Below are 25,424 nucleotides of genomic sequence, written 5' to 3'. Positions count from 1 at the left end.
CCACCTCTTATCTTAGTGTCTATCTGATGTTCTACGAAACTATTAAATCCACTGTTTTCGCATGCTGGCCGATGGAATATTGAGCTCATCGCGGTATTTGCTGATCGTTCTTCTGGCAATCTGGATTGCATACTCCGTGTTGAAATACTCAGCAATTTTTTGGTCTGAGAAGGGTTTTTTCTTGTTTTCAGTTCCTATAAATTGTTTTAAAAGGGCCTTCACCTTTTCTTGTGAGAATTGATGCCCGTTAGCACTCTCCACCTTCGAGGAGAATAATGACTTTAATTCAAATAGGCCAGCTGGTGTTTGGATATACTTGTTGGATGTCGCCCGGCTAACAGTTGATTCATGCATACCGATTTCCTTGGCTACTTCCTTTAATGTTAAAGGAAGTAGCTCTGATAAACCGTTCCTGATAAAGGCTGGTTGTTTTTCTAATAGGACATGCATAATCTTGATAATCGTTTGCCTGCGCTGTTCGATGCTGTTGACAAGCCATTGATAGTTTTTGTACTGCTCTTTTATATACTGTTTTTCTACGCCATTGCTGGTTGGGATATGTAAGTTTTGTTCATTCAATGTAACTGACGGCAAATAGCGATCGTTCAAAAAGAATGCAAATCCGCCTCTTTCCTCAATCACAATGATATCCGGCTGTGCAAATTCGATTCTGTCTTGTTTTAATAAACATGGTTTAGGATTGAAAGATAAGATGCAGTTATTTATATAAGCGACTTCCTCTACGGAACAATTCAGCTTTTTGGCCATTTCTTTCCACTTTTTCTCCGCAATTAAGGGCAAGCATGTTTTGATTGCCTCTTTTAATAAATAATGCTGAGGAAACCGTTCGTTGCACTGAAGGGTTAAGCATTCTTCAATTGTACGAGCGCCAACACCTGTTGGACCGATTTGCTGTAAAAGGCAAATCCCATGGGAGAGATCCACATCTGTGTAGGGGCAGTTCTGTTCATCTATCTCTAGATAGCCGAAATCATTAAGGTTATGAATAATATATTTTAAAAGGTCTTTTGTTGTCTTTTCTTTATAAGTTACATTAACAATTTGTATTAATTGATCTCTTCCATTTTCCTCACGAGCCTTGATCATCTCCTGAGGAATGCCCGCAGGTTTTATCGCCCACTCAGAAGAAATCCTTTCAATTTGGGGAGAAGGGGGAGAATCATGCAATTCAATCAATGGGTTCTCTAGCTCTTGTTCCCGTATGAATTGTTCTAAATCTGTTGTTGAGTATTGTAGCAGTTCAATCGATTGGCGGAGTTGAGATGTCATTAAAAGCTTTAGTTCTTGCTTTTGGTTTAGAAGTAATTCCATAAAAAAAACCCTCCCTATCAGATCTTTTCATAAAATCGTAATGAATTATGCTGCTTCATGTATAAAATATTATACTTTATGTATCCGGCAAATGAAATAGACAGTCAATAGTTTATTAGAAGGCCAAACATGATAAGTGTCATATTATCCTTATGACATCTATGTCTATGGAGATGACTCTACCTCGCTTAAAATAATATCAAGAGATTAAAAAGCTGGGGGTGGAGTTTTTGACAGATCGCGAAAAAACGAAACAATTAAGAAAAGCAGTGATGCCATTTGCGCAATCAGAAATGAAAAAAAGTATTTATCAAATAATTAATACCATTGTGCCGATGTTAATTCTTTGGGTGATCGCCTATTTGATTTTGCCATATACAGTGATGGGTGCAATCCTTCTAAGCATTGTTGCCGCAGGTTTTGTAGTGCGAACGTTCATTATTTTCCATGATTGTACACACGGTTCTTTTTTCAAAAACAAGAAAGCAAATGACTATGTGGGGTTTGTGACAGGGGTGCTTACATCTTTTCCGTATGAAAAGTGGAAGAGAGAGCACATGATTCATCATGCTTCAAGCTCAAACTTGGATAAGCGGGGAATTGGCGATATTTGGGTTATGACAGTTGAGGAATATATTAGCGCTACACCATGGCGCCGTTTCTGCTATAGAGCGTATCGCCAGCCAATTGTGATGTTTGGTTTAGGGCCTCTTTATCTAGTATTGGTATCCAATCGCTTCAATCGTAAAGATGCAAGGAAAAAAGAACGCCTAAACACATACGCGACAAACTTGGGACTTGCTGCATTGCTTGTTGGCCTCGCATTGCTGACAAATATCCCCTCCGTTTTGATTATCCATGGGACGACCATGTTTGTAGCGGGTGCGCTAGGTATTTGGCTCTTTTTCATTCAGCATACCTTCGAGGATTCTTATTTTGAAAATGAATCAGAATGGGATTATGTAAAAGCGGCAGTGGAGGGAAGTTCTTATTATGAATTGCCGATTGTTCTGCAATGGGTAACAGGTAATATTGGCTTCCATCATGTTCATCATTTAGCACCGCGCATACCAAATTATCATTTAGCAGATGCGCACCAGCAAACACCGCCTTTGCAACGTGCTACTACGGTCACGCTAAAAACAAGCCTAGAATCACTACGCTATAAATTGTATGATACATCGCAAAAAAGCTTTGTGACGTTTAAAGATGTCAAAAAAAGAGTGCGTACACAAAAATATAAAAGAAAAGTGCCGCACTATTTATAAAGAAAAATTCCACAAAAAGCTGTTCCAGTCAAATGGAATGGCTTTTCAATTATTTGCTAGTATAATGGAAATAAAATGCCTTCGGTCAAAGAGGAGGATGCAAAGTGATTAAAATTGTTATAGCAGAAGACCAGGGAATGCTGCTGGGCGCGCTCAAGTCTTTAATTAATATGGAAGCAGATATGGAAGTAGTAGGGGTAGGCTACAATGGCTTAGATGCCATAACACTAGTAGAAGAGTTTCAACCTGATATTGTCATCATGGATATCGAAATGCCTGAGAAGACAGGGCTCGATGCTGCCGAAGAACTAAAAGATAAAGATTGCAAAGTGATCATCCTGACGACGTTTGCACGGCCGGGATACTTTGAGCGTGCACGAAAAGCAGGTGTGAGAGGTTATTTATTAAAAGATAGCCCAATTGAGGAATTAGTTAATGCAATACGAGTCATTATGGATGGAAGACGGATATTCGCACCAGAACTAATCGATATTGTTTATGAGGAAGAAATCGAAAATCCTTTAACCGATCGCGAAAGTGAAGTATTAGAACTTGTCGCGAAAGGGAAGACAACGAAAGAAATTGCCGCTGAACTTTTTCTCTCCCCGGGTACTGTACGAAATTATATTTCCACAATCCTAGATAAATTAGAAGTCAGCAACAGAATTGAAGCTATTGCCCGTTTTAAAGAAAAAGGGTGGAATAAATAAGATAAAGCGGATTCATATAAATATGAATCCGCTTTATCTATTTTAATATATTACTTGCGGCGTTTTGTTAAACGACCAAGGGCAAACCCTGCAGCAGTCAAGCCGATTAATGTGTTTGTCTTTTTGTTGAACACTTGTTTAACAACTAACTCTAAGTTTTGTGGACGCTCAGCTAAACGGCGCATAAAGTACCCGTACCAATCTTGGCCGAATGGTACGTACGTGCAGAAGTTATAGCCTTCTTTTGCAAGCTCAAGTTGCATATCACGACGGAAGCCATACAGCATTTGGAATTCATACTTTTCCTTTGGAATGTTGTGTGCCGCGATAAATTGTTTCATATGGTTGATTACATTATGGTCATGCGTTGCAATTGATGTGAATTTGCCATTCAATAAATGGTACTCTAACAGCTCAATATAATTGCGGTCGATTTCTTCTTTTGTTTGATAAGCTACTTCGCTCGGCTCTTTATAAGCGCCTTTTACGATGCGAAGGCGATAGTTTTTATATTTCTCGATATCTTCTTTTGCACGGAAAAAGTATGCTTGAATAACAGTTCCGATATTATCGTGCTCGCGTGACAATTCCTCAAGCAAGTCAAATGACGGTTGTAGGCGTGCATAGTTTTCCATATCGAAGTTAACAAAGATATCATAGCGGTCTGCTAATTCGACAATTTCTTTCAAATTTTCATAGCAGAAATCATAATCAATATCTAAACCTAGTTGAGAAGGTTTTAAACTGATATGCGCATCTACCCCTGTTTCGTGAACCGCTTCAATTACAGCTAAGATTTGATTCTTTGCAGCTGTAGCTTCAGCTTTATCGTGAACAAACTCCCCCAAGTTATCGATTGTGCACGAAATGCCATGTGAGTTTAACTCTTTAATGCTTTTAATCATTTCATTGATATTCGTGCCAGCTACAACACTCGCAGCTCCCATTTTAAGACCATATTTTTTCGCATTGTTGTTTAAAAACTGGTTTTCAGACAATGCGATGAAAAAATCTTTAAGTGACATATGCTACTTCCCCTTGTTGTGAATATTTTATTTTTTTCAATTATATCATATTTAACGAAAAAGTCATTCTGTTCAAAGTTAAATGAAAAAAATAATTTTAGGAAAGTTTCAATCAATTAGCGCACTGGTGTCCCAGTGTAATGTTTTTATATTCATTTCTTATTTTCTTTTTAAGCAAAAAAGTTGTTGAAAAGCTAGGAGGGGTTTATGATAAATGTGTTCGGACAGAAGAGTTTTATATAGAATGATTAGGCTCTTTTGTGTCGAATTATGTTGCTTTTTAAGAAAACAAGTTGCAATTGCACAATAATATAAGTAACTTAGTATTGAGGTACAAATTTAATATTATGACAGAAAAACGTTTTCCCTACATGGAATAGGAAAAACGTTTTTTTATTTGCCTAAATTCTATTACTCTTTCTCTTTCAACAACTGCATCCGCTCATTAAATAAGGAGGGGTATGATAGAAAGCCGAGAAGAATGCTCGAAATCGCTGCAGTAGTAAGAAGTATAAAGAGAATTAGAAGCTGAAACTGAACGGCTTGTACAGGGTCTGCGCCAGCAATAATTTGACCGCTCATCATGCCGGGTAGTTGGACTAAACCAATCGTCTTTTGGCTTTCGATTGTCGGTATCATGCTTGCTTTTATAGCTCTGGTCAATTGTGTATGAATGGCTTGCCGCGGCGTTCCGCCAAGTGTCAGGATAAGCTCGGTTTGATCATGATGGGCATCGACTTCAGCCTGAAACCGATTTAAAAAGAGAATCGATAGCACCATCGAGTTGCCGATTGCCATCCCGCTAATCGGTATAATATATTGCGCTGTTGGCGGCACAATGTGAAATCCAAGCAATATAGATTGCACTAATATCTCAATAGCTGTAAGAGTCAAGGCAATCTTCCATGTGATGCCTTTTATTTTGCTGCCTTTTTTTCTGGCATTGCCTGTAGCGACACCAATCATCAATGCAACCATGAATAGGATATAAACAAGATGGTCTGATTCGAAGATGAATTTCAAGAAATACCCGACAGCAAGCAATTGAATAATGGATCGAACGGTAGCGATTAAAACATCTTTTTCTAACTGAAGATGAAGTGTTTTAGATAGTAGTAGCGGGATTAAGACAAAGACGAGTGTAAGCGAGAGTGTACCGTAACTCATACCAACTCCCCCTTAATAAACCGTTTGGTGATTTCTTCATTTGGATTCTTTAGCAGAGAGCTTTCTCCTGCTTCTATTAGTTTTCCCTCTGCCATCACCCATGCATAATGTCCCATTCTGACGGCCTGTTCTAAATTATGTGTAATCCAAATAATCGTCGTTTGGTCCTTTTCATTCAACCTTTTGATTAATGTTTCTACTTCCTTAATAGAAGAAGGATCAAGCGCAGAGGTAATCTCATCCAATAGAAGAATGTTCGGACGGTTCACTAATGTACGTGCAAGCGATACGCGCTGTCGCTGGCCACCGGATAACTCGCGAATAGATTTCTTCAAGTTTTCGGGTTTTAATCCTACATCATCTAATAATTTAATCGCTTCCTTTTTATCTAATGACCGATTTTGCAGCTGCCTTGGCAAAGCTAAATTTTCAAAAACTGTGCCGTTCAGCATGGGTGCAGATTGAAGCGCCATGCCCGCACGTCGTCGTAGTGAAATCGGATCTATTGAAGCTATAGGCGTTTGATCGATAAAAATTTCACCAGCTGTAGGGGAGATTAATCCGTTGCAAAGCCGAAGCAAAGTCGTTTTTCCTGCCCCTGAAGGTCCTACAAGCGCCGTAATCTTACCTGCTGAAATAGAACCTGTAATATTACATAAGATATGCTGTCCTCCTGTTTCGTACTCTATATGTTTAAAGTGAATGGCTGAAGGTTCGATTGAATTCATATGTAACTCCTAGTGAATAGTGTTTCTTCTAATGTAACATACTTGGTTTTTTGATAGAATTATTACCAATATCTATTCATTTAGTAAGCAAGGCTTCATTTTCTTGCTCTCTAAATTACTGAAGGGGGGATTCAAAGTGCATTTATATTGGACACGCTTGGAAGATGAACAATGTTCTTTAGTTTTGGCTGCGACCGATCAAGGGGTGTGTTGTGTCGGAATCACATTGGAAGAAATACAAGAATGGGGAAGTAAGCATCTAGGTGACGCCGAATTAGTGGAAGCTCCAGAAAAAATGGCCCTCTACAAAAGCCAATTACAAGAATATCTTGCGGGGGAAAGAACAATTTTTGATTTGCCGCTCGATTTAAAGGGTACACCTTTTCAACTGAAGGTTTTCGAAGCATTACAGCAGATTCCATATGGGTCAACGGTCTCCTACGCTGATATAGCAGAAGCTATAGGCAATCCGAAGGCTGTGAGAGCAGTTGGCGGTGCGATTGGCAAAAACCCTGTTCTCATTGCGGTGCCATGCCACAGGGTTATCGGTAAGAACGGAACGTTAACTGGATTTAGTAGTGGGATTCCGTTAAAGAAAAAGTTATTGACCATTGAAAAAGTGCCTTTTAAGGATTAGTGCTCCCTTTTTGTGGCAACTACTGCCTTAGGAAGATATATTCAGAGACAATTGGTGTATACTATGTTTTAAGTAAAATGTGGAAGAAGGGACTATGAAAAATGAAATCACATTATCCAGATGATAGCCTAGCGCTGCATACAGATCTATATCAAATTAATATGGCTGAGTCCTATTGGGCAGACGGAATACATAATCGAAAAGCAGTTTTCGAATTATATTTTCGAAAATTGCCGTTTGGCAATGGCTATGCAATCTTTGCAGGCCTAGAAAGAATACTGGACTATTTACGAGAGTTTCGTTTTAGTGAATCAGACCTTAACTATCTTCGTGAGGAACAAGGTTATAGAGAAGACTTTTTAGATTACTTAAAAGACTTGCAGTTTACAGGTGATATTTATACGATGGAAGAAGGGGAGCTTGTATTCGGCAATGAACCCATTCTTCGGATTGAGGCACCTTTAGTAGAGGCACAGCTTATCGAGACAGCTTTGCTAAATATTGTGAACTACCAAACATTGATTGCAACTAAAGCAAGCCGTATTAAGCAAGTAGTCAAAGAAGATATCGTCATGGAATTCGGCACAAGACGTGCGCAAGAAATGGATGCGGCGATTTGGGGTTCACGTGCAGCATTTATCGGTGGGTTTGATTCTACAAGTAATGTTAGAGCTGGAAAGCTATTTAATCTGCCGATTGCTGGGACGCATGCACATTCATTGGTACAAGCCTATAAAAATGACTATGAGGCATTTCATGCGTATGCTCGCCGCCATAAAAATTGCGTATTCTTAGTAGATACGTACGATACATTAAAGTCCGGAGTACCAGCAGCCATTAAAGTTGCGAAAGAATTAGGCGACAAGATTAATTTCTTGGGAATCCGTCTCGATAGCGGCGATATCTCCTTTTTATCAAAGGCTGCCCGCAAAATGTTAGACGAAGCAGGTTTCACGGATGCTAGAATTGTGGTATCTAATGATTTAGATGAATATACAATTTTGAATCTCCTTGCGCAAGGCGCTAAGGTCGACACTTGGGGTATAGGCACCAAACTAATCACAGCATATGATCAACCAGCATTAGGAGCAGTATACAAACTCGTATCGTTGGAAGACGAGCAAGGGAACATGCAGGATCGCATTAAGATTTCCGCCAATGCAGAGAAGGTAACGACTCCTGGATTGAAAAAAGTTTACCGTATTATTGATTTAGAAAACGGAAAAGCGCAAGGAGATTACATCACCATGCATGATGAAAATCCAGAAGCGGAAGAGCGCCTGAAAATGTTCCATCCTGTGCATACCTTTATCTCAAAATTTGTTACGAACTTTGCTGCTAAAAACCTTCATAAGAAAGTAATTGAAGACGGTAAGCAAATCTATGAAACACCTTCAGTACAAGAGATGAAGGAATATGCAAAAGACAATCTCAACTTCTTATGGGATGAATATAAACGTTCATTGAATCCGGAAGAATACCCTGTCGATCTTAGCCAAAAATGTTGGGACAATAAAATGCGCAACATTCAAGAAGTTAGAGATATGGTGCACGAATTACATTTAGGAGGAGATAATAGATGACATTGCAACAGAGAATAATCGAAGAATTGCATGTGCAGCCTGAGATTAATCCTGAAGAAGAAATTCGTAAGTCCATTGATTTCTTAAAGGAATATGCGAAGAAGAATTCCTTTGTCAAAGGTTTCGTGCTTGGCATATCAGGCGGACAGGACTCGACATTAGCGGGCAAACTGGCACAGATGGCTGTGGATGAGCTCAATATGGAAAAAGGGGATAATGAGTATTCCTTCTGGGCAGTACGATTGCCATATGGTATCCAAAGGGATGAACAGGACTGTCAGGATGCGCTGACCTTTATTAATCCTACTTTCACCTATACAGTGAATATTCAGCCTGCAGTAGATGCGGGTGTCCAATCATTAAAAGAAGCGGGCATTAAGCTGACAGACTTCCTAAAAGGAAATGAAAAAGCGCGCGAACGCATGAAAGTGCAATATGCCATTGCTGCTCATCATAGTGCAGTGGTACTTGGCACAGACCATGCGGCTGAAGCCATCACAGGTTTCTATACCAAATTTGGTGATGGAGCAGCAGATCTTATGCCGCTCTTCCGCTTAAACAAATGGCAAGGAAAGGCGATGCTTTCAGCTCTTGATTGTCCAAAACACTTATATGAAAAAGTGCCAACAGCTGATTTGGAAGAAGATCGTCCTCTTATTCCGGATGAAGTAGCACTTGGCGTATCGTATGACGAAATTGATGATTACTTGGACGGCAAGGAAATCCCTGAAGTGGCTCGCAAGAAACTAGAAGGTTATTATTACAAGTCACAACATAAACGCCATATGCCTATTACGATTTTTGATGATTTTTGGAAATAACTTCATACACTACTCAACTAGAAACCGGTTCTTGAAAAGATAGAACCGGTTTTATTTTTGATGGCGCTTCTAAAATTCTTCCGCAGTGGAAAGACTGGGAACTCATTAGGTTTTTTGCCACAGTGTACATTAGCCTATATAATAAGAGAACTACGAATCGATTTTCATGATACATAACGGTAGAGGAGGACAAGTATGGAAGCGCAAGAAAAAATTCAAGCCATCATACGAAATATTGAAAAGGTGATGATCGGCAAAAGACATATAGCAGAGTTAAGTATTGTTGCACTATTAGCGGAAGGCCACATATTGCTCGAAGACGTACCAGGCGTTGGGAAAACCATGATGGTGCGCGCTCTTGCAAAATCCGTTAGCGCAAATTTTAAACGGATTCAATTTACACCTGACTTGTTGCCCTCTGATGTGCTTGGTGTATCAATCTATAATCCCAAAGAGATGGAATTCCGTTTTCACCCAGGTCCTATCATGGGCAATATCGTGCTAGCGGATGAAATTAACCGTACATCGCCTAAAACGCAAGCCGCTTTGCTTGAGGCGATGGAAGAAGCAGCTATTACGGTTGAAGGAAAGACAATTGAATTAACCAAGCCTTTCTTTGTCATGGCCACCCAAAATCCGATTGAATACGAAGGGACGTATCCACTTCCAGAAGCTCAGCTGGATCGTTTCCTCTTAAAGTTAAATATGGGGTATCCCTCGCATGAGGACGAAATGGAAGTCTTAAGAAGGGCTGAAGGATCGCGTCCTATAGAAACACTGGAGGCTGTTCTTTCATTAGAGGAATTAAAAGAGATTCAAAAAGAGATCAAGATGGTCCATGTAGATGAACTTGTCAAAACCTATATTGTAGACCTTTCCAGAGCCACACGAGAGAATCCGTCTGTCTTCCTCGGAGTCAGCCCGAGGGGGTCCATTGCTCTGATGAAAGCCTCTCAAGCCTATGCATTCTTAAAGGGCCGACGCTATGTGACACCTGATGATGTCCAATATTTAGCGCCTTACGTATTTTCTCATAGGATTATTTTGAACTCGGCTGCAAGATATGATGAAATTTCGGCTGAGGATGTGATTGGTCGCATGATCATAAATACTCCAGTTCCAGTTAAAAGGGCATTGTTATGATGAAGCGCCATGCAATAGGGCGGAGTTTGCAAGCATTTATTCGATTATTCTTGATTTTGCTGCTGCTTGCAATCTCTCTTTCCTTCGCTTTAATGCAGGGGGGCTTTGTCAGCTGGTTTATCTTTTTTATGTTTCTGCCATTTGCCTTGTATTCAACTCTGCTATTTTTCTGGCCATTTCGCTTTTCTGCAGAACGGACAAGTATAAAAAAGCAAGCTGTACAGGGGGAGTCAGTCATAGTGGAGACGACCATCAAGCGGATGTTCCGTTTTCCGCTACTGTATGTTATAGCTGAGGAAAAGGCCGCTGAAGGCACACTTCCCATAAAGGAAGAAGATACCCGGCAGGTAACAATGCTAGGAACAAAGAAAAGTTTTGTATTTGTTTATGAAGCGACTGAACTGAGACGAGGATATTATGAACAAACAGGTATTGAGCTGACTGTAACAGATTTCTTTGGGTGGATGAAAAGGAAAGTATTTGTGTCTTCACCGTTAACTATTGTGGTGACGCCTAAAATTACTGAGATAAAATATACAAGTCCACCTCTGCAAAATAAAAGTAGTACTGGGAGCTCTAATCTTTCATCGAAACGCGATCACACGGTGGTATCTGGTGTTCGTGACTATCAGCCAGGAGATCGGATGTCATGGATTCATTGGAAGACATTCGCGAAAACACAAACCTTGCAAACCAAAACCTTTGAAAGCCAACAGTCAAAAGAGTGGTGCCTGATCCTGGATGGGACACAGGAAGAGCTATTTGAAGAACAAGTGGAATTCTGTGCATCCATCTTAGCCGCTGCTGTCAAAAAGCGCGAAACGTTGTCTTTTTTATTTGCAGGGGCTAAACAAGTATTCATCCAAGGCATCCACACGAATGATCAGTTGAAGCAAGCGTTATATAAAATGGCCCAATTACAACCAGAACCAATAGAGCAGTTTGAAAAAAGCCTGCCGGAGCATCGTTTGCTCGAAAATAATTCAGGCATCTATTTTGTCACGAGCAATCTTTCGAAAGAATGGGCTCAGGTATTGCAAAGAACGTCCAAACAATCAGGACCAGCAGTGTGTTTTTTACTTCGGCCGCTGGAAGATAGTGTGGAGAAAATAGGCGGACTAATAGATCAAAGTATCCGCATTGTACCTCTTACGCCATCACAGTTTCCTAACGCTTTTATGGAGGTGATGAAGCCATGAGCAGAACAATTGCCAAACAGGCTCGAATAATAGGGCTTTACCTTCTTGTGTTCCTGATGTTATGCGAATGGCTGATACCAGTCGTGAACTTAACCTCTACAGGTCACCTTGGATTGTTTCTACTGTTTATCGTTTTATGCCTAGCGGGCAATGCCTTTAATATCAATATTGTGCTTTCCTTTGTGGTGAAGATTATTTATATTGCCTGGTTTTTGATGTATGTCTATATGGGCACAGCTGTTTTTTCACTAAATAGTTTTACGCGTATTATTAGCGAGTTTACTGGAAGCATAGGAGCTGTCACAAACGGCGACTGGAACGGCATCGCAGATTCCTTCCGCAGTATCTTATTCTTTGTTCTGCTGTGGATGGCGATTTATCTCATTCACCATTGGATTTCTGCCAAGCGTTCCATTTTTTATTTCTTTTTGGTAACCATCATTTTTTTAAGTCTGTTAGATACATTTACGGAGTATGATGCCAAGTACGCCATTATCCGCACCATGATTGAAGGAACCCTATTAATGTCAGGGTTATATCTTTATAGGTTGCTTGAAAGCGAACGAGCTCTACCGGAAAAAAGAAGCAGCTTCAAATGGCTGCTGCCATTTGTATGTATGATTGCAGTTTGTACATTATTCGCCTATGTGGCACCTAAGAAGCAGGCAGTCGTTGCTCCGCCACAGCCGCTCAAGAAACTGCTGGATATGCAGCAAAACCAGACTGGAGAGATTGGCAAGATTGGGTACGTCGAAGATGACGAGAAATTAGGGGGTCCTTTTGAAGAAGATCATAGACCTGTTTTTGTCGCGACGGCTAAAGAAAACCAATATTGGCGCATTGAAACGAAAAATATTTATACAGGTAAAGGCTGGGTTAGAAAAAAAGGGGCCATATATGTTCATACTTTTGACTATGGCGAAAAGATACCTATGTCGCTTAAACCCGGCAAACAGAAAAACCGAGAACATGCAGAAATTGAGCTGAAGAAAGACTACAAATTTGTACTTCAGCCATATGGACTGCAAAAAATGGATGAACAAAATATGGGCGATCAATTTTATATTGAGATTGATAGCGAAAAAATCCGTCCGACAATGGATGGCAAAAAAATTGTCCTGCCATCCTATTCAATGACCTACTCCAAGCCAGAATACAGCCTGAAGGATTTAACAAGAACTAGGACGTCTGACTTGAAGGGATTATCAAAGGATTTCAAGCCTTATTTACAAGTGCCGAAAACCTTGCCTGCCAGAGTAGAGAAACTGGCTAAAACTATTACAAAAGATGAAAAGAGCTTATACGGCAAGGCTAATGCCATTGTTTCCTATTTTCAAAACAACGGCTATAAGTATTCACGCTTAGAAGTAGGAACACCCGAGGGAAAACAAGATTATGTAGATCAATTCCTGTTTGATACGAAATCGGGATACTGTGACAACTTCTCTACCTCAATGGCGGTCATGCTGAGGACGATTGGCATTCCTTCTAGATGGGTGAAGGGATTCTCAGAGGGCGATGAAGTGCCGATGAGCGATAATAAACATCATTATGTCGTGACTAACAATAACGCCCACTCATGGGTAGAAGCCTATTTTCCAGGTGTAGGGTGGATGTCCTTTGAACCGACAATCGGCTTTGGTGGGTTTGATAATGTGCTAAATGATGTGAAAAGCAAAGAGAAAAAATCAGCCATCAATCCAAAGCAAAAAGAAAATGAACAACAAAAAGTAGAGAAGAAGAAAAAAGAAGAAAAGAAAAAAGAAAAGAAAGTAAAAAAAGAAAAGAAAAAAGAAAAGAAACAAGTAGAAAAGAAATCAGCTATTAATCAAACGAACAACTGGAGCGCTATTTGGTTGGGTATCTTGATTGGTGCCGTTGCCATTCTTCTGCTTTTATTCTTTACCCGCCGCAAGTGGATGCCAAAATGGCTGATCTTTAAGCATCGTACAAAAGGCTACCGCCATTTAGATGCAATGTATGAAGATTTACTAAAGCAACTGAAGCGAGCAGGACACAGAAGAAAAGAAGGACAAACCCTCAAAGACTTTGCTGAGCATGTGGATGCCGCATACAGTACAGACAAAATGGGCATCTTAACAAAAGCCATGGAGGAGCGTCTTTACAACAAAGATGTACCTGGTAAACCGAGCGATGAACTAATCGAATGTTGGAAATATTTAATCAATCGGACATCAGGTTGATTTTGCGTCGTATTGCCTGTAAAATGAAGAAAACTAACAATAAATGAACGACCCTCATATATGTTCGAAGATATGGTTCGAATGTTTCTACCAAACTACCGTAAACAGTTTGACTATGAAGGCAATTTAGACGATGGATGATGTATGCATGCATTCGTTTATTTTGCTTTTGTATAATTTGAAACGCGTATGAAGGAGCTTTCTTTCGTGCGCGTTTTTTTATACAAGGCGATGTTCATTACTAATAAAAAAGAGGTGGAACTGTTGTCAGTTAGTACAATTTTAAAGGATCAAGAAAAAATTATCGTTCTTGATTTTGGAAGCCAATATAATCAACTTATTACCCGTCGAATCCGTGAATTTGGCGTTTACAGTGAATTGCACCCCCATACTGTTACAGCTGAGGAATTAAAAGAAATGAACGCGACTGGTATTATCTTTTCCGGTGGCCCTAATTCTGTATATGATGAAAATGCATTTCGCATTGATGACCAAATTTTCGAAATGGGTGTGCCAATCCTAGGAATTTGCTACGGCATGCAATTGATGACACATTCTTTAGGCGGCAAGGTTGAGCCTGCTGATCACCGTGAGTACGGTAAAGCCGAAATCAATATTGTTGAAGACAACGCTCTATTTGCAGAGCTTCCAAAAGACCAAGTTGTATGGATGAGCCACGGCGATTTGGTAACAGCCATTCCAGAAGGTTTTAAAACGATTGCGACAAGCAAATCTTGCCCAATCTCTGCTATGGCAAATGCTGAGCGCAAGTTCTATGCTGTTCAATTCCACCCAGAAGTTCGCCACTCTGTATACGGCAACGATATCCTACGTCACTTTGTATTCGATGTATGTGGTGCAAAAGGCGATTGGTCGATGGATAGCTTCATCGATATGGAAATTCGCAAAATCCGCGAGCAAGTCGGCGACAAAAAAGTGCTTTGCGCACTATCAGGCGGCGTGGATTCTTCAGTAGTAGCTGTTTTAATCCATAAAGCAATCGGCGATCAATTAACATGTATGTTTGTGGATCACAACCTTTTACGTAAAGGTGAAGCAGATAGCGTAATGGAAACATTCGCTGATGGCTTCCACATGAATGTTATCAAAATTGATGCACGTAAACGTTTCATGGACAAGCTTGCAGGCGTAAGTGATCCAGAGAAAAAACGTAAAATTATCGGTAACGAATTCATCTATGTATTTGATGATGAAGCATCAAAATTAGAAGGCATGGACTTCTTGGCACAAGGCACTCTATACACTGACATTATCGAGAGCGGTACAGCAACAGCTCAAACAATTAAATCTCACCACAATGTCGGCGGCCTGCCTGAAGATATGCAATTTGAATTAATCGAACCGCTTAAAACATTATTCAAAGATGAAGTACGGGCTTTAGGTACTGAATTAGGTCTTCCAAAAGAAATCGTATGGCGCCAACCGTTCCCAGGTCCTGGTCTAGCTATCCGTGTACTTGGCGAAGTAACTGAAGATAAATTAGAAATCGTTCGCGAATCAGACGCAATCTTGCGTGAAGAAGTAGCAAAAGCCGGCCTTGAAGATCAAATCTGGCAATACTTCACTGTGCTGCCTGACATCAAATCTGTCGGCGTCATGGGCGACCAACGCACATACGATTACGCAATCGGTATCCGCGCCGTAACCTCAATCGACGGCATGACTTCTGACTGGGCACGTATCCCATATGATGTACTAGAAAGAGTGTCAGTACGTCTAGTCAACGAGGTTAACCACGTGAACCGCGTACTGTATGATGTAACGAGCAAGCCACCTGCAACTATTGAGTGGGAATAATAAGGGCAAGTATTATAGTGTGAATATGCTATAAATACAGTTATATCAATGTTTTAGTTGATATTGGTTCTGAATTTTTTTAGAATCACATGTCACTTTTCATATGTCAATTTTTAAACTCTCTTTTATTTTAGTTTCTTTAACTAAGTAGAAGGGAGTTTTTTTATTTGGTTAAATTAAATTAATTGATTGATGACTGTAGTTTGAATCAGCAATAGAAGATGAAAAACATAATAGAAAGATATAGAACAAGAAAGGAAAGGAAGAAGAAGGATAAAGTACTAACAGAATGATAGTTAATGATAGTTATAGAAAGTACATAATGGGCTAAATATTAAAATCAGTAGAAATGTATAGGGAGGGAGTGCTATATAGGGATGGTCTGCTGTCTACTAAATATACACATCAATTTTAAAATATTAGGTGGTAAGAATGCTAGTTATCCAAATGGTAGTAATTTAAAATAAAAAGAAAAAAACAAGAGAACAACAAGAGGGGTACTATATATGGGGATAAATATTATTTTTGCGATATTTGCAATAGGTGGCTTTATTCTGATGGGTGGGGCTATATTTGGTAAGAAAGAAGATATTGATAGTATTAGGGTAGGGTCAGGGTCTATTTCTACTTTAGTTGAACTAATATATGAAATTACTTATATATTTTCTCCTACTTTAATAAAAAGAATACTGTTATTCCTTTTGGGTTTAATTACAGCAGTTATAAGCATTATAATAATTTTGGCAAATGGGTTGTAGAGGCTGCAATTCGAAGATAATAATTTTAGTTAAGTTTATGGTCGTTAAACTTAAATCCTCTCACAGTATTATAGAGAGGTTAAATACATAAACGAGATTAACCACGTGCTGTATGATGTAACGAGTAAGCCACCTGCAACTATTGGGTGAGTATATTATGCCCGTCTTTTTATTTATAAGCTTTAAAAATGGTTCATCCAATAAACTCCTATTAATAGGATAGACATCACTAACGTAAAGTGTATATATTTCTTAACTTTAAATAATCTGCTTATGAAATAAAGTAAAAATATTACTCCTAAGAAAATTAATATATCCAATGGTATCATCCTTTAGCTAAATATTAATAAGTAACTTATTATACTATATAATGAATTCTTTGGTTATGGTAAAACGTTAGTCTACACGCTCCATTTGATTGACAAAATGCGAAGATAATATAACGCATGCTTTATGATAAATTCGCTCAGTTTCAGGAAAAATAACTGTAAGTAAAGTAAGACTCTCTTTTATTCACATTCATAGTGATAAAGGAGGTCTTTTTATCGTTAAAATACTAAGCCTAGATGTTCTTAGGAAATTTAGTGATACCTGTTTATAAGTAAACAGAGCAAAAAATAAGTAGGTATTAAAAATAAATATACAATTAATCAAGTTATGATATTATTAATTCACAAATAATTTTTAGAATATTCTTTAAATAGGGAACCGATTTATTTATTGAGGAATGTATTTTTTCTATATAAAAGCTTTTATCAAGAATTAAATCCCTAAAAGAAGTACAGTATTCAGATGATATAAACATAAAGACGTATAACTGCTAGTCAGGAGGAATGACGTTGAAAGCAACGGAATTAAGCGAATCAACATTAACGTTTCTATCTACATACAAGCTATTTGAAGAAGATGAAGTTCAGCAAGTTCAGTTACAACATCGATTAGAATTAGTGAAGGAATTTGAGATAAAAAGAGGTATGAGAATACTAGAAATTGGGTGTGGCCAAGGTGATACAACAGTCGCCTTAGCTGACGCAGTGGGAGAAGACGGGAAGGTTGTCGGAATTGATATTGCCAGTCGTGAGTATGGAGCTCCTTTGACATTAGGGCAGGCTACAGACATGATTAAGAAGTCTACATTGGGAGAGCGCATTACGTTTCATTTTGAAATGGATTTTGACGCATTTGGCGCTAACGAAGTATTTGATATAGCAGTGTTATCCCACAGCTCTTGGTACTTCAAAAGGCCGGAGGATTTACTTCGCTATTTTAAGAAATTGCGAAAAATAGCTAAACGTATATACTTTGCGGAATGGGATCTTAACTTCACTGACATAACCCAGCGTGCCCATTTTTGTGCAGCTTCCATTCTGGCTTTACACTCTAACTTTGTAGACAATGATGGAAATATACAAAACTTGTTTCATAAAGTACAAATACAAGAGATGCTTGAAATGGCGAATTTCGAAATAGAGAAGCAATGTACAGTCAATGCCAAGTATTTGCAGGATGGGCAGTGGGAAACAAGTTATGCGAATAGCATTCGTAAAGAGTTCAGCGTTGCTCCTCCAATGATACAAACAATGGTTAACAGTTACTTTGAACTGATGAATACCCCAAATGACAATGTGCAGTCATTAAATAGTTTTGTTATAAGTGCAAGGTGAATAATATTGAGGTATTGAGAGCTAGGAATTCCTTGTGTATAAGGGTTTCTAGCTCTCTTTTTAATTCTCTTTAACTTTAATATTTATTCTGATAGAAGAGTTAGTAATGTATCATTAAGCCGTTCAGCCGCAAATAATGCTACTTTATCTTTGATAATCTCACCAGGCTTGTTTCCTTCCCCAAGAATATATCCTGCAAAATGTACTCCTACAAAATCAAAAATAAATTGGAACTGTTGAATCATTGGTAAACCCTTTAGATGAGGTTCATCTCCTCCTACTGAAATAACATAGGCACTTTTTTGGGACATTTGTTTTTTGAAGTCTGGATAGTGTGAGTCTTTCAATGTTTGTGACCATCGATCAATAAAGTTTTTCATTGTTCCCGACATGCTATACCAATAAATAGGCGTAGCGAAAATAAGAATGTTGTGTGGAAGAATGCGCTCAATGATGGAATTGTAATCATCATCGATTTCTTGAAATCCTTCCTCAGCATGTCGTTTATCTACTATTGGTTGAATTACATAATCGTTTAGATAGATTTCTTCTACCGTTAATCCTTCGATTACTTTCTTTGTTAAACTCTCAGTATTTCCGTTTGGACGGCTTCCGCCATAAAGAACAACAATGCTCATATTTTTCTTCCTCCATTTGTTAAATTGATTATTTCTATTTTATAATGAAAGTATGAATCATAAAAACGGATTATTTTGATTGAATCGATCGAAAAAAGCGATTTAGAAAGGCGAGAATATGGAAAACAAACAACTCATTACGTTTATGGTAGCTGCTGAAACATTGAACTTTACGCAAACGGCAAAAATGTTAAACTTTGCGCAATCGAGTGTGACAGCCCAAATAAAATCGTTAGAAGCAGAACTGGGAACACCTTTATTTGAACGTTTAGGAAAGCGTCTCATTTTGACAGAAGTGGGACGGAAATTTCTTTTATATGCTGAAAAGATGATCAAACTAAATGAAGAAGCAAAAATGGCGATCGCACAAGATGGAGAACTTTCAGGCACCCTTATAATAGGCGCTCAAGAAAGCCAATGTACATATAGGTTGCCGGGCATATTGAAAGAATTTAAAGATCGATACCCAAACGTAAAGTTGATGTTTAAGCCTGCTCATTCAGATGATCTAGCTAGAGAGCAATTAATGAATGGGATGCTTGATGTTGCTTTCATTATGGATATATCTAAACCGGAAGAGGCTTTAACGATAAAACCTCTAATCCAAGAAGATATTAAATTAGTAGCGGCACCTAGCCATCCATTAGCTTCTAAATCAGAGATTTACCTTAAAGATATTGAACAGGAAACTCTTCTCTTAACTGAAACAGGCTGTTCTTATCGCACTCTTCTAGAAAATTCCTGTCATTCAGCCAAAGTGTATCCAATCAATAAGTTTGAATTTGGCAGTATTGAGGCGATTAAGCAATGCGTGATTGCTGGAATAGGTATTGCCGCATTACCGACAATGGTTGTGGAACAAGACATAAAGCTAGGGAGAATAGTTGAATTAAAGTGGGAAAATAACATTCCGCCTATCTTTACGCATATTGCTTGGCATAAGGATAAATGGATGTCACCTCCGTTAGCAGGTTTTATTGAACTTACACAACAACACTTTCAAAAATATCAGGGTCAGTAAATAGGAAACTGTTAAAGGTTTCGATACTCTTCTTAAGAGAGATCGAAGCCTTTATTTTATTTTCAGGAGAAGGCAGAGTTGCATGCAGTATCGCATTAATTTAACAGAAAAAGTAAACAACCATTGACAATTTAATTTATTCATGCTAATTTTACCGATATACCAATCATCCTACAAATTTTAAAGGAGGTATAAATTTGATTCAAAAAACGAACAAAATGAATCTAGTAGAGCAGGTTGCGACTCAAATAGAGCAGTTGATTGATTCTGGAAGCTGGGAAGTAGGAAAGAAAATACCTCCTGAAGTGGAGCTGATGGAAAAGTTTGATGTCAGCCGCAATACACTTCGGGAAGCAATTCGGGCCTTAGTCCATGCAGGTTTGCTTGAAACGAAACAAGGCAGCGGAACTATTGTGCGTTCTGCCAATTCTCTTGGAGCTGCGCTTAAGCGGTATGTGAAAAAAACAGCTTTGCTTGAAATCCTTGATGTGCGTTTAGCTTTAGAAAAACAGGCTGCACAGTTAGCTGCCGAGCATAGAACAGAGGCTGATTTAGCGAAGCTTGAGGAATATATACAACTTTCTCGTCAAGCTGTGGAAAGTAAGGATTGGGGACTATTTATGGAATTAGATATTCGTTTTCATAAAGCGGTTGTATTGGCATCTACCAATCAGCTCCTCATTGATTTATATGAACCGCTGCTAGAAACCATCTATTCTTTTGTTCAGGATTTAATGGCAATGAATGTGACTTTTAAATTCGAAGAAGAGCTTCACATCGATTTATTGGCAGCCATTCGTGGACAGAATAAAGAAGCTGCCGCTACATATGTGGAAAACTATATGGAGTTACTAAGAAAAGAAATTATTAAAATGACAGGAGAATAACAGCATGAATCAGAAAGCCATGTCGTCTACATCAAATAAAAAAACAAAAAATGGCTGGTTATTACTTATTGGCGTGATTTTAGTCGGGTCTAATTTGAGGGTTCCTTTAACTTCAGCAGGATCGCTCATTCCTTTTATACGTGATGATCTAGGCATCAGCAATACTCTTATAGGAACTATCACAACATTGCCGTTGCTTGCCTTTGCACTACTTTCTCCATTTGCTCCTAAAATAGCAAATCGGTTTGGTATGGAATTAACGATTACGTTCTCGCTAATCCTGCTTATTATAGGAATTGCAGTACGATCAGTTTCTGGCGTTTTTTATTTATTTGCTGGAACGATATTAATAGGGATGGCCATATCAATTGGTAATGTTCTGATACCTGGTATTGTGAAAATGAATTTCCCGCAGAGAATAGGTTTCATGACCGGTATATACGCTATATTCATGAATCTCTTCGGTGCACTAGGTTCAGGAGTCAGTGTACCTGTCGCTTCTATGGGTAACTTAGGCTGGCAAGGAGCACTTGGTATATGGGGAGTGTTGACCATCATATCCTTACTACTTTGGCTTCCACAGCTTAGTAAAAGTCAGAAGGGCGAGAAAGTAAAAGTCAATGTGAAAACAGAGAAGAAAAGTAGTTTGTGGCGTTCGCCACTAGCATGGAAGATTACGATATTTATGGGTGGACAATCACTTATGTTTTATACGTTAATTACATGGCTGCCCGATATCTTACGTGTGATCGGATTTAACTCAAGTACTGCTGGATGGATCGTATTTATAATGCAGCTTTCCATTATTCCTGTGACGTTTATTGTTCCCATCATAGCGGAAAAATTGAAAAACCAAGTTGGACTGAGTATCATAACGATTACTTTGTTTATCCTTGGCTTTGCAGGACTTCTACTAGGAATTCGTGTGCTCATTCCTGTATGTGCCATCATGCTTGGCGTTGCTGGGGGAAGTGCCTTCAGTCTAGCTATGATGTTCTTTACATTGCGGACAAGGAATGGGAAAGAAGCGGCGGAATTATCAGGGATGGCACAGTCCTTCGGGTATCTTCTAGCAGCTGTTGGACCAGTTCTTGTCGGTACACTTCATGACTTGACGGGTGGATGGACAATCCCTCTCATCCTCCTTATCTGCATCTCATTCGTTCTACTCATAATGGGGATTGGTGCTGGAAAAGTTGGATATGTTACAAATGATGTTGAGTAACCTTGTGGAAGATTAAAAATAAACAAAAGCCTAGAGATCCTTATCCTTGGATTTCTAGGCTTTTTCTTATAAAAAGTTATTCCATTGAAGCTACTTCTTCTCCTAATAGAGCAAGTAATTCGTCCAGCGTCTGGACTTCATAAGTGCTTTCAATACCGTTATGAGGTGCTTTTGTTGGGTTCATCCATACAGAATCGATGCCTGCGTTTGTGGCACCTTTAATATCAGAAGAGAGACTGTCACCAATCATTAAGGTATTTTCCTTCGTCATAGCTGGGTACTTCTTGAAAATTGCTTCGAAAAATTGCGTATTTGGTTTTTCAAATCCCACTTCTTCCGAAATGAATAAATCATCAAAGAAGTCGATAATCTTTGCGTCAGTCAAACGTTGTCTTTGTGTGATGCCGATGCCGTTTGTTCCAGCGACAATGGTGTAGCCGTGATTTTTTAAAGCAGTTAAGAGGGCAAGAGCACCATCAAGCATTTTGTGTCCTAGGTTTAAGAGCGAACGATATTCCTTTTCTGCCAATTGGCCATCTACTTTTTTTTCATAGAGTTCAAAGAAAGCGGCGAATCGTTGATTAAGTAGGTCAGCTTTGCTTAAACTGCCTTTTTCTATTTCAGCCCACAACTTCTTGTTCATCGCTTTATAGGCGCTAACACTTTCTTCGTTAAAAGGTACTTCATATTTTTTGAATAGCGATTCTAACGCTTTGATTTCGGTATCCTGAAAATCTAATAATGTATCATCTAAATCAAAAATTAAAAAATCATATTTTTTCATTGGAAACACCTCTTTAGTTTTTAATCGTTACACCGAGCATAGCCGCAATGGCTGGGGCTTGGTCAAAACGGATGGAGAGGCCTTTTGCTAAACTAGGGGTCAGCTTAATGTCCACGAAGTCAGAGGAGGATAGATTCACTCCCTTTAATTTGCTCTCTGAAAAATCCGCTAGCTGGAGATTGCATAACTCAAAACTGGTTTGCTGGAATTTACAATTGTGAAAGAAAGCTTCTTCTAGCTGGCTTTCTCGGAAGCAAACTTGATTCATTTTACCTTCAGAGAGGATAGCGTAATTCATCAAGCAATTCAGCCAACTCACATCTTTACATGTGCTTCCTATAAATTGCGTCCCGAGCAGTTTGCAGGTTTGGAATTCACAGCGATAGAATATAGACTTGTTGAAATTAAAATTAGACAAATCACATTTTTGGAAGATAACATCTAGGAATTCCGTTTGTTTATATTCGGCTGTGCTGAAACGGCAATTCTCAAATTTTACTTCTTGAATTTGTTTCCTGCCAAATTGACAATCAATCTCACAATCAATCAGAAGCGTGTTATCTTCTATTTCTTCAAAAAATACATACTCACTTTGGATGGTTTGAGTGTAATGTGCAGAAGGTTTTTTCATTTTTGGTTAGCCTCCTCAATGCTTTCTCCTAATGATGTCATATATGAAAGCTAAAAGTAAATGGTTTAACATGATATGCGAACCGTTTTTCTATAAAAGTGAATTAGTTACGAACTATTATTCTATGTATATATAAATTGTTCGTAAATTTCTATTGAAACTCTAGCTGTTGCATGCTATATTATCGAAGTAAATTAAATAAAGTCGTCGTATAATGTCGGGAATATGGCCCGAAAGTTTCTACCGAGTTACCGTAAATGACTTGACTACGCATATATATAAAAGGGGAACCTTTTATTTCATTAGTTATGGATACTAGTGAAATTTGCAGACAGTCAGCTCATCGGGAGTTGACTGTTTTTTCTTTTCTGGCGTATAAGGCGGCATATGGAGGATTAACATGAAGAAATATTTTCAATTTGAGGAGCTTGGCACTAACTATCGTCGAGAGATAATTGGCGGTATTACAACATTCTTAGCAATGGCCTATATATTAGCATTAAATCCACTCATCCTGACACTAGCAGATGTAAAAGATTTGCCAGATGCCATGCGCATGGACTATGGTTCTGTATTTGTAGCTACAGCATTGGCTGCAGCAGTGGGTTCGTTCATTATGGGATTTGTCGCAAGGTATCCTATCGGCTTAGCACCAGGGATGGGGCTTAATGCGTTCTTTGCATACACTGTCATCTTGACTTACCATATCCCTTGGCAAACTGGCCTGACGGGCGTATTTTTCTCAGGTGTTATCTTTATCATTCTTTCATTAACAGGCATCCGTGAAACGATTATCAATGCTATTCCTGTTCAGTTGAAATATGCCGTATCAGCAGGTATTGGTTTCTTCGTAACATTTGTAGGTTTAAAAAATGCTGGAATCGTCGTAGCGAGCAAAAGTACTTTTATTACATTAGGCGATTTTACAGATGGTAATGTACTACTAGCGATTATCGGGATTGTTATCACGGTAATCTTAGTAGCACGTAAAACGAAAGCGGGTATATTCTATGGAATGGTCATCACCGCTATAATCGGTATGATCTTTGGGTTAGTGGAGGTTCCGAAAGCGATTGTTTCAGCTATTCCTAGCGTTGCGCCGACATTTGGTGTCGCATTAGATCCGGTTATCAATGATCCAAGTTCTTTATTCAATGTGAAATTTCTAGTTGTTGTCCTGACATTCTTATTTGTAGATTTCTTTGACACAGCAGGCACATTAATGGCCGTAGCAAATCAAGCAGGCTTAGTAAAAGATGACAAATTACCGCGCGCAGGGAGAGCCCTTATGGCAGATGCCCTAGGCACGACAGTTGGTTCCATCTTCGGGACTTCTACTACAACTGCATATGTTGAATCTACTGCAGGTGTGGCAGCAGGCGCAAAATCTGGTTTCACAGCAGTAGTAGTAGGGATTATGTTCTTACTTGCTCTATTCTTCTCTCCATTATTGAGTGTTGTGACAACAGCAGTGACAACACCTGCATTGGTTATCGTCGGCGTCATGATGGCTTCTTCGCTTCGTTTAATTAAGTGGGATGAATTTGAGATCGCAGTACCAGCATTCTTGACGATGTTCATGATGCCAATGGGATATAGTATTGCTTCAGGTATTGCGGTAGGTTTCATCTTCTATCCTATAACAATGCTTTTAGCAGGAAGAAGAAAAGAAGTTCATCCATTGATGTATGTTTTATTCTTCGTCTTCTTGGCCTACTTTATTTGGGTACGTTAATAGAAGGTTAATAGAAGGAGCAGCTCCGATGCACTTGCATCAGGAGCTGTTTTTTTATATAGAATAGAAAGCTAACATATAGAATCAATGTTGTAATATGAAGATATAGAAAGAAAAATTCCAACATATATGCAGATATTTAAAAGATAGAAGAATAATTTGTGTAAAACTGTTGACTTTAGTTGAATAAGGGCGTATATTAGATTTCATGTTGTTGCGACAAAGCACGACAAAATATCTCAACTAATTTATTTAAAAAAAGTTATTGACTTTTAAATAAAGAAGCTGTAATATAGATTAAGTCGTTAACGCGACAACGAAATGAACCTTGAAAACTGAACAAGCAAGATGTTAATCATTTAAACTTACTAACAACTGTTAGTTTTAAAGACATCATCGTAAAGATGATGCGCTAGTGAAATTTTGAGCAATCAAACACTTTTATG

Annotated in this window: 23 protein-coding genes and 2 riboswitches; of the genes, 16 read left to right on the top strand and 7 right to left on the bottom strand. The window is 38.7% G+C overall.

What is annotated here, in order from left to right; genetic code table 11:
- Nucleotides 1–42: 42 nt before the first annotated feature.
- Complete coding sequence (gene rpoN, locus F0527_RS15875; RefSeq protein WP_150285567.1) at nt 43–1,332, bottom strand: RNA polymerase factor sigma-54; 1,290 nt, start codon at nt 1,330–1,332, stop codon at nt 43–45.
- 272 nt (nt 1,333–1,604) lie between these two features.
- Here rpoN and desA point away from each other — a divergent pair, with 272 nt between their 5' ends.
- Nucleotides 1,605–2,600 (top strand): Delta(5) desaturase DesA, encoded by a 996-nt coding sequence (desA, locus tag F0527_RS15870; RefSeq protein WP_150285610.1) that lies wholly within the window; start codon nt 1,605–1,607, stop codon nt 2,598–2,600.
- 104 nt (nt 2,601–2,704) lie between these two features.
- Nucleotides 2,705–3,310: a response regulator transcription factor gene (locus F0527_RS15865; protein WP_150285566.1), complete on the top strand. Its 606-nt coding sequence runs from the start codon at nt 2,705–2,707 to the stop codon at nt 3,308–3,310.
- A 50-nt stretch (nt 3,311–3,360) separates the two neighbouring features.
- Here the strand turns inward: F0527_RS15865 and F0527_RS15860 are convergent, their stop codons facing one another.
- The 3 genes from F0527_RS15860 to F0527_RS15850 form a co-directional block, all read right to left on the bottom strand.
- Nucleotides 3,361–4,335, bottom strand: a complete 975-nt coding sequence (locus tag F0527_RS15860) for a proline dehydrogenase family protein (protein WP_066790140.1) — start codon at nt 4,333–4,335, stop codon at nt 3,361–3,363.
- A gap of 411 nt (nt 4,336–4,746) precedes the next feature.
- The gene (locus tag F0527_RS15855) at nt 4,747–5,502 is read right to left on the bottom strand and encodes an ABC transporter permease (protein WP_150285565.1); all 756 of its coding nucleotides are present in this window, start codon (nt 5,500–5,502) and stop codon (nt 4,747–4,749) included.
- Nucleotides 5,499–6,230, bottom strand: coding sequence for an ABC transporter ATP-binding protein (locus tag F0527_RS15850; protein ID WP_150285564.1), 732 nt, complete (start codon nt 6,228–6,230; stop codon nt 5,499–5,501). The genes F0527_RS15855 and F0527_RS15850 overlap by 4 nt, the downstream gene beginning before the upstream one ends.
- A gap of 136 nt (nt 6,231–6,366) precedes the next feature.
- On the opposite strand from F0527_RS15850, the gene F0527_RS15845 reads away from it, so the two are divergent.
- The 10 genes from F0527_RS15845 (at nt 6,367) to F0527_RS15800 (ending at nt 18,057) form a co-directional block, all read left to right on the top strand.
- On the top strand, nt 6,367–6,867 hold the full coding sequence (locus F0527_RS15845; protein WP_066790134.1) for a methylated-DNA--[protein]-cysteine S-methyltransferase: 501 nt from the start codon (nt 6,367–6,369) through the stop codon (nt 6,865–6,867).
- A 101-nt stretch (nt 6,868–6,968) separates the two neighbouring features.
- Nucleotides 6,969–8,450 carry a nicotinate phosphoribosyltransferase gene (locus tag F0527_RS15840; RefSeq protein WP_150285563.1) on the top strand — a complete coding sequence of 494 codons (1,482 nt, stop codon included), beginning with the start codon at nt 6,969–6,971 and terminating at the stop codon, nt 8,448–8,450.
- A complete protein-coding gene (gene nadE, locus F0527_RS15835; protein ID WP_150285562.1) occupies nt 8,447–9,271 on the top strand; it encodes an ammonia-dependent NAD(+) synthetase in 825 nt (274 codons plus the stop codon). Before F0527_RS15840 ends, nadE begins: the two co-directional genes overlap by 4 nt.
- A gap of 195 nt (nt 9,272–9,466) precedes the next feature.
- The gene (locus tag F0527_RS15830) at nt 9,467–10,414 is read left to right on the top strand and encodes an AAA family ATPase (protein WP_150285561.1); all 948 of its coding nucleotides are present in this window, start codon (nt 9,467–9,469) and stop codon (nt 10,412–10,414) included.
- Between the two features lie 239 nt (nt 10,415–10,653).
- Complete coding sequence (locus tag F0527_RS15825; RefSeq protein WP_190323514.1) at nt 10,654–11,613, top strand: DUF58 domain-containing protein; 960 nt, start codon at nt 10,654–10,656, stop codon at nt 11,611–11,613.
- Nucleotides 11,610–13,817, top strand: a complete 2,208-nt coding sequence (locus tag F0527_RS15820) for a transglutaminase-like domain-containing protein (RefSeq protein ID WP_150285559.1) — start codon at nt 11,610–11,612, stop codon at nt 13,815–13,817. Before F0527_RS15825 ends, F0527_RS15820 begins: the two co-directional genes overlap by 4 nt.
- 34 nt (nt 13,818–13,851) lie before the next feature.
- A riboswitch (purine riboswitch) is annotated at nt 13,852–13,953 on the top strand.
- Between the two features lie 95 nt (nt 13,954–14,048).
- Complete coding sequence (gene guaA / locus F0527_RS15815) at nt 14,049–15,635, top strand: glutamine-hydrolyzing GMP synthase (RefSeq protein WP_150285609.1); 1,587 nt, start codon at nt 14,049–14,051, stop codon at nt 15,633–15,635.
- A 506-nt stretch (nt 15,636–16,141) separates the two neighbouring features.
- Nucleotides 16,142–16,393: a hypothetical protein gene (locus F0527_RS15810; protein WP_150285558.1), complete on the top strand. Its 252-nt coding sequence runs from the start codon at nt 16,142–16,144 to the stop codon at nt 16,391–16,393.
- A 54-nt stretch (nt 16,394–16,447) separates the two neighbouring features.
- Complete coding sequence (locus F0527_RS17465; protein ID WP_150285608.1) at nt 16,448–16,543, top strand: GMP synthase (glutamine-hydrolyzing); 96 nt, start codon at nt 16,448–16,450, stop codon at nt 16,541–16,543.
- A 689-nt stretch (nt 16,544–17,232) separates the two neighbouring features.
- Nucleotides 17,233–18,057 carry a class I SAM-dependent methyltransferase gene (locus tag F0527_RS15800; RefSeq protein ID WP_223823633.1) on the top strand — a complete coding sequence of 275 codons (825 nt, stop codon included), beginning with the start codon at nt 17,233–17,235 and terminating at the stop codon, nt 18,055–18,057.
- Nucleotides 18,058–18,140: 83 nt separating this feature from the next.
- On the opposite strand, the gene F0527_RS15795 is transcribed toward F0527_RS15800, so the two are convergent.
- Nucleotides 18,141–18,695 (bottom strand): flavodoxin family protein, encoded by a 555-nt coding sequence (locus F0527_RS15795; RefSeq protein ID WP_150285556.1) that lies wholly within the window; start codon nt 18,693–18,695, stop codon nt 18,141–18,143.
- A gap of 118 nt (nt 18,696–18,813) precedes the next feature.
- Here F0527_RS15795 and F0527_RS15790 point away from each other — a divergent pair, with 118 nt between their 5' ends.
- The 3 genes from F0527_RS15790 (at nt 18,814) to F0527_RS15780 (ending at nt 21,828) form a co-directional block, all read left to right on the top strand.
- The gene (locus tag F0527_RS15790) at nt 18,814–19,716 is read left to right on the top strand and encodes a LysR family transcriptional regulator (RefSeq protein WP_150285555.1); all 903 of its coding nucleotides are present in this window, start codon (nt 18,814–18,816) and stop codon (nt 19,714–19,716) included.
- Nucleotides 19,717–19,913: 197 nt separating this feature from the next.
- Entirely contained in the window at nt 19,914–20,603 is a 690-nt protein-coding gene (locus F0527_RS15785; protein ID WP_150285554.1) for a FadR/GntR family transcriptional regulator, read from the top strand.
- 4 nt (nt 20,604–20,607) lie between these two features.
- Nucleotides 20,608–21,828: a CynX/NimT family MFS transporter gene (locus F0527_RS15780; RefSeq protein WP_150285553.1), complete on the top strand. Its 1,221-nt coding sequence runs from the start codon at nt 20,608–20,610 to the stop codon at nt 21,826–21,828.
- A gap of 76 nt (nt 21,829–21,904) precedes the next feature.
- On the opposite strand, the gene F0527_RS15775 is transcribed toward F0527_RS15780, so the two are convergent.
- A complete protein-coding gene (locus F0527_RS15775; protein WP_150285552.1) occupies nt 21,905–22,612 on the bottom strand; it encodes a YjjG family noncanonical pyrimidine nucleotidase in 708 nt (235 codons plus the stop codon).
- 13 nt (nt 22,613–22,625) lie between these two features.
- The gene (locus F0527_RS15770; protein ID WP_150285551.1) at nt 22,626–23,243 is read right to left on the bottom strand and encodes a pentapeptide repeat-containing protein; all 618 of its coding nucleotides are present in this window, start codon (nt 23,241–23,243) and stop codon (nt 22,626–22,628) included.
- A 187-nt stretch (nt 23,244–23,430) separates the two neighbouring features.
- Nucleotides 23,431–23,532: riboswitch (purine riboswitch) on the top strand.
- Nucleotides 23,533–23,643: 111 nt separating this feature from the next.
- Here F0527_RS15770 and F0527_RS15765 point away from each other — a divergent pair.
- Nucleotides 23,644–24,978 (top strand): NCS2 family permease, encoded by a 1,335-nt coding sequence (locus tag F0527_RS15765; protein ID WP_150285550.1) that lies wholly within the window; start codon nt 23,644–23,646, stop codon nt 24,976–24,978.
- Nucleotides 24,979–25,424 lie beyond the last annotated feature (446 nt).

It is taken from the genome of Rummeliibacillus sp. TYF-LIM-RU47, from assembly GCF_008638315.1.
Lineage (GTDB): Bacteria > Bacillota > Bacilli > Bacillales_A > Planococcaceae > Rummeliibacillus > Rummeliibacillus stabekisii.
The sequence above is the reverse complement of the archived record's forward strand: the minus strand, read 5'-3'. Positions and strand labels throughout refer to the sequence as shown.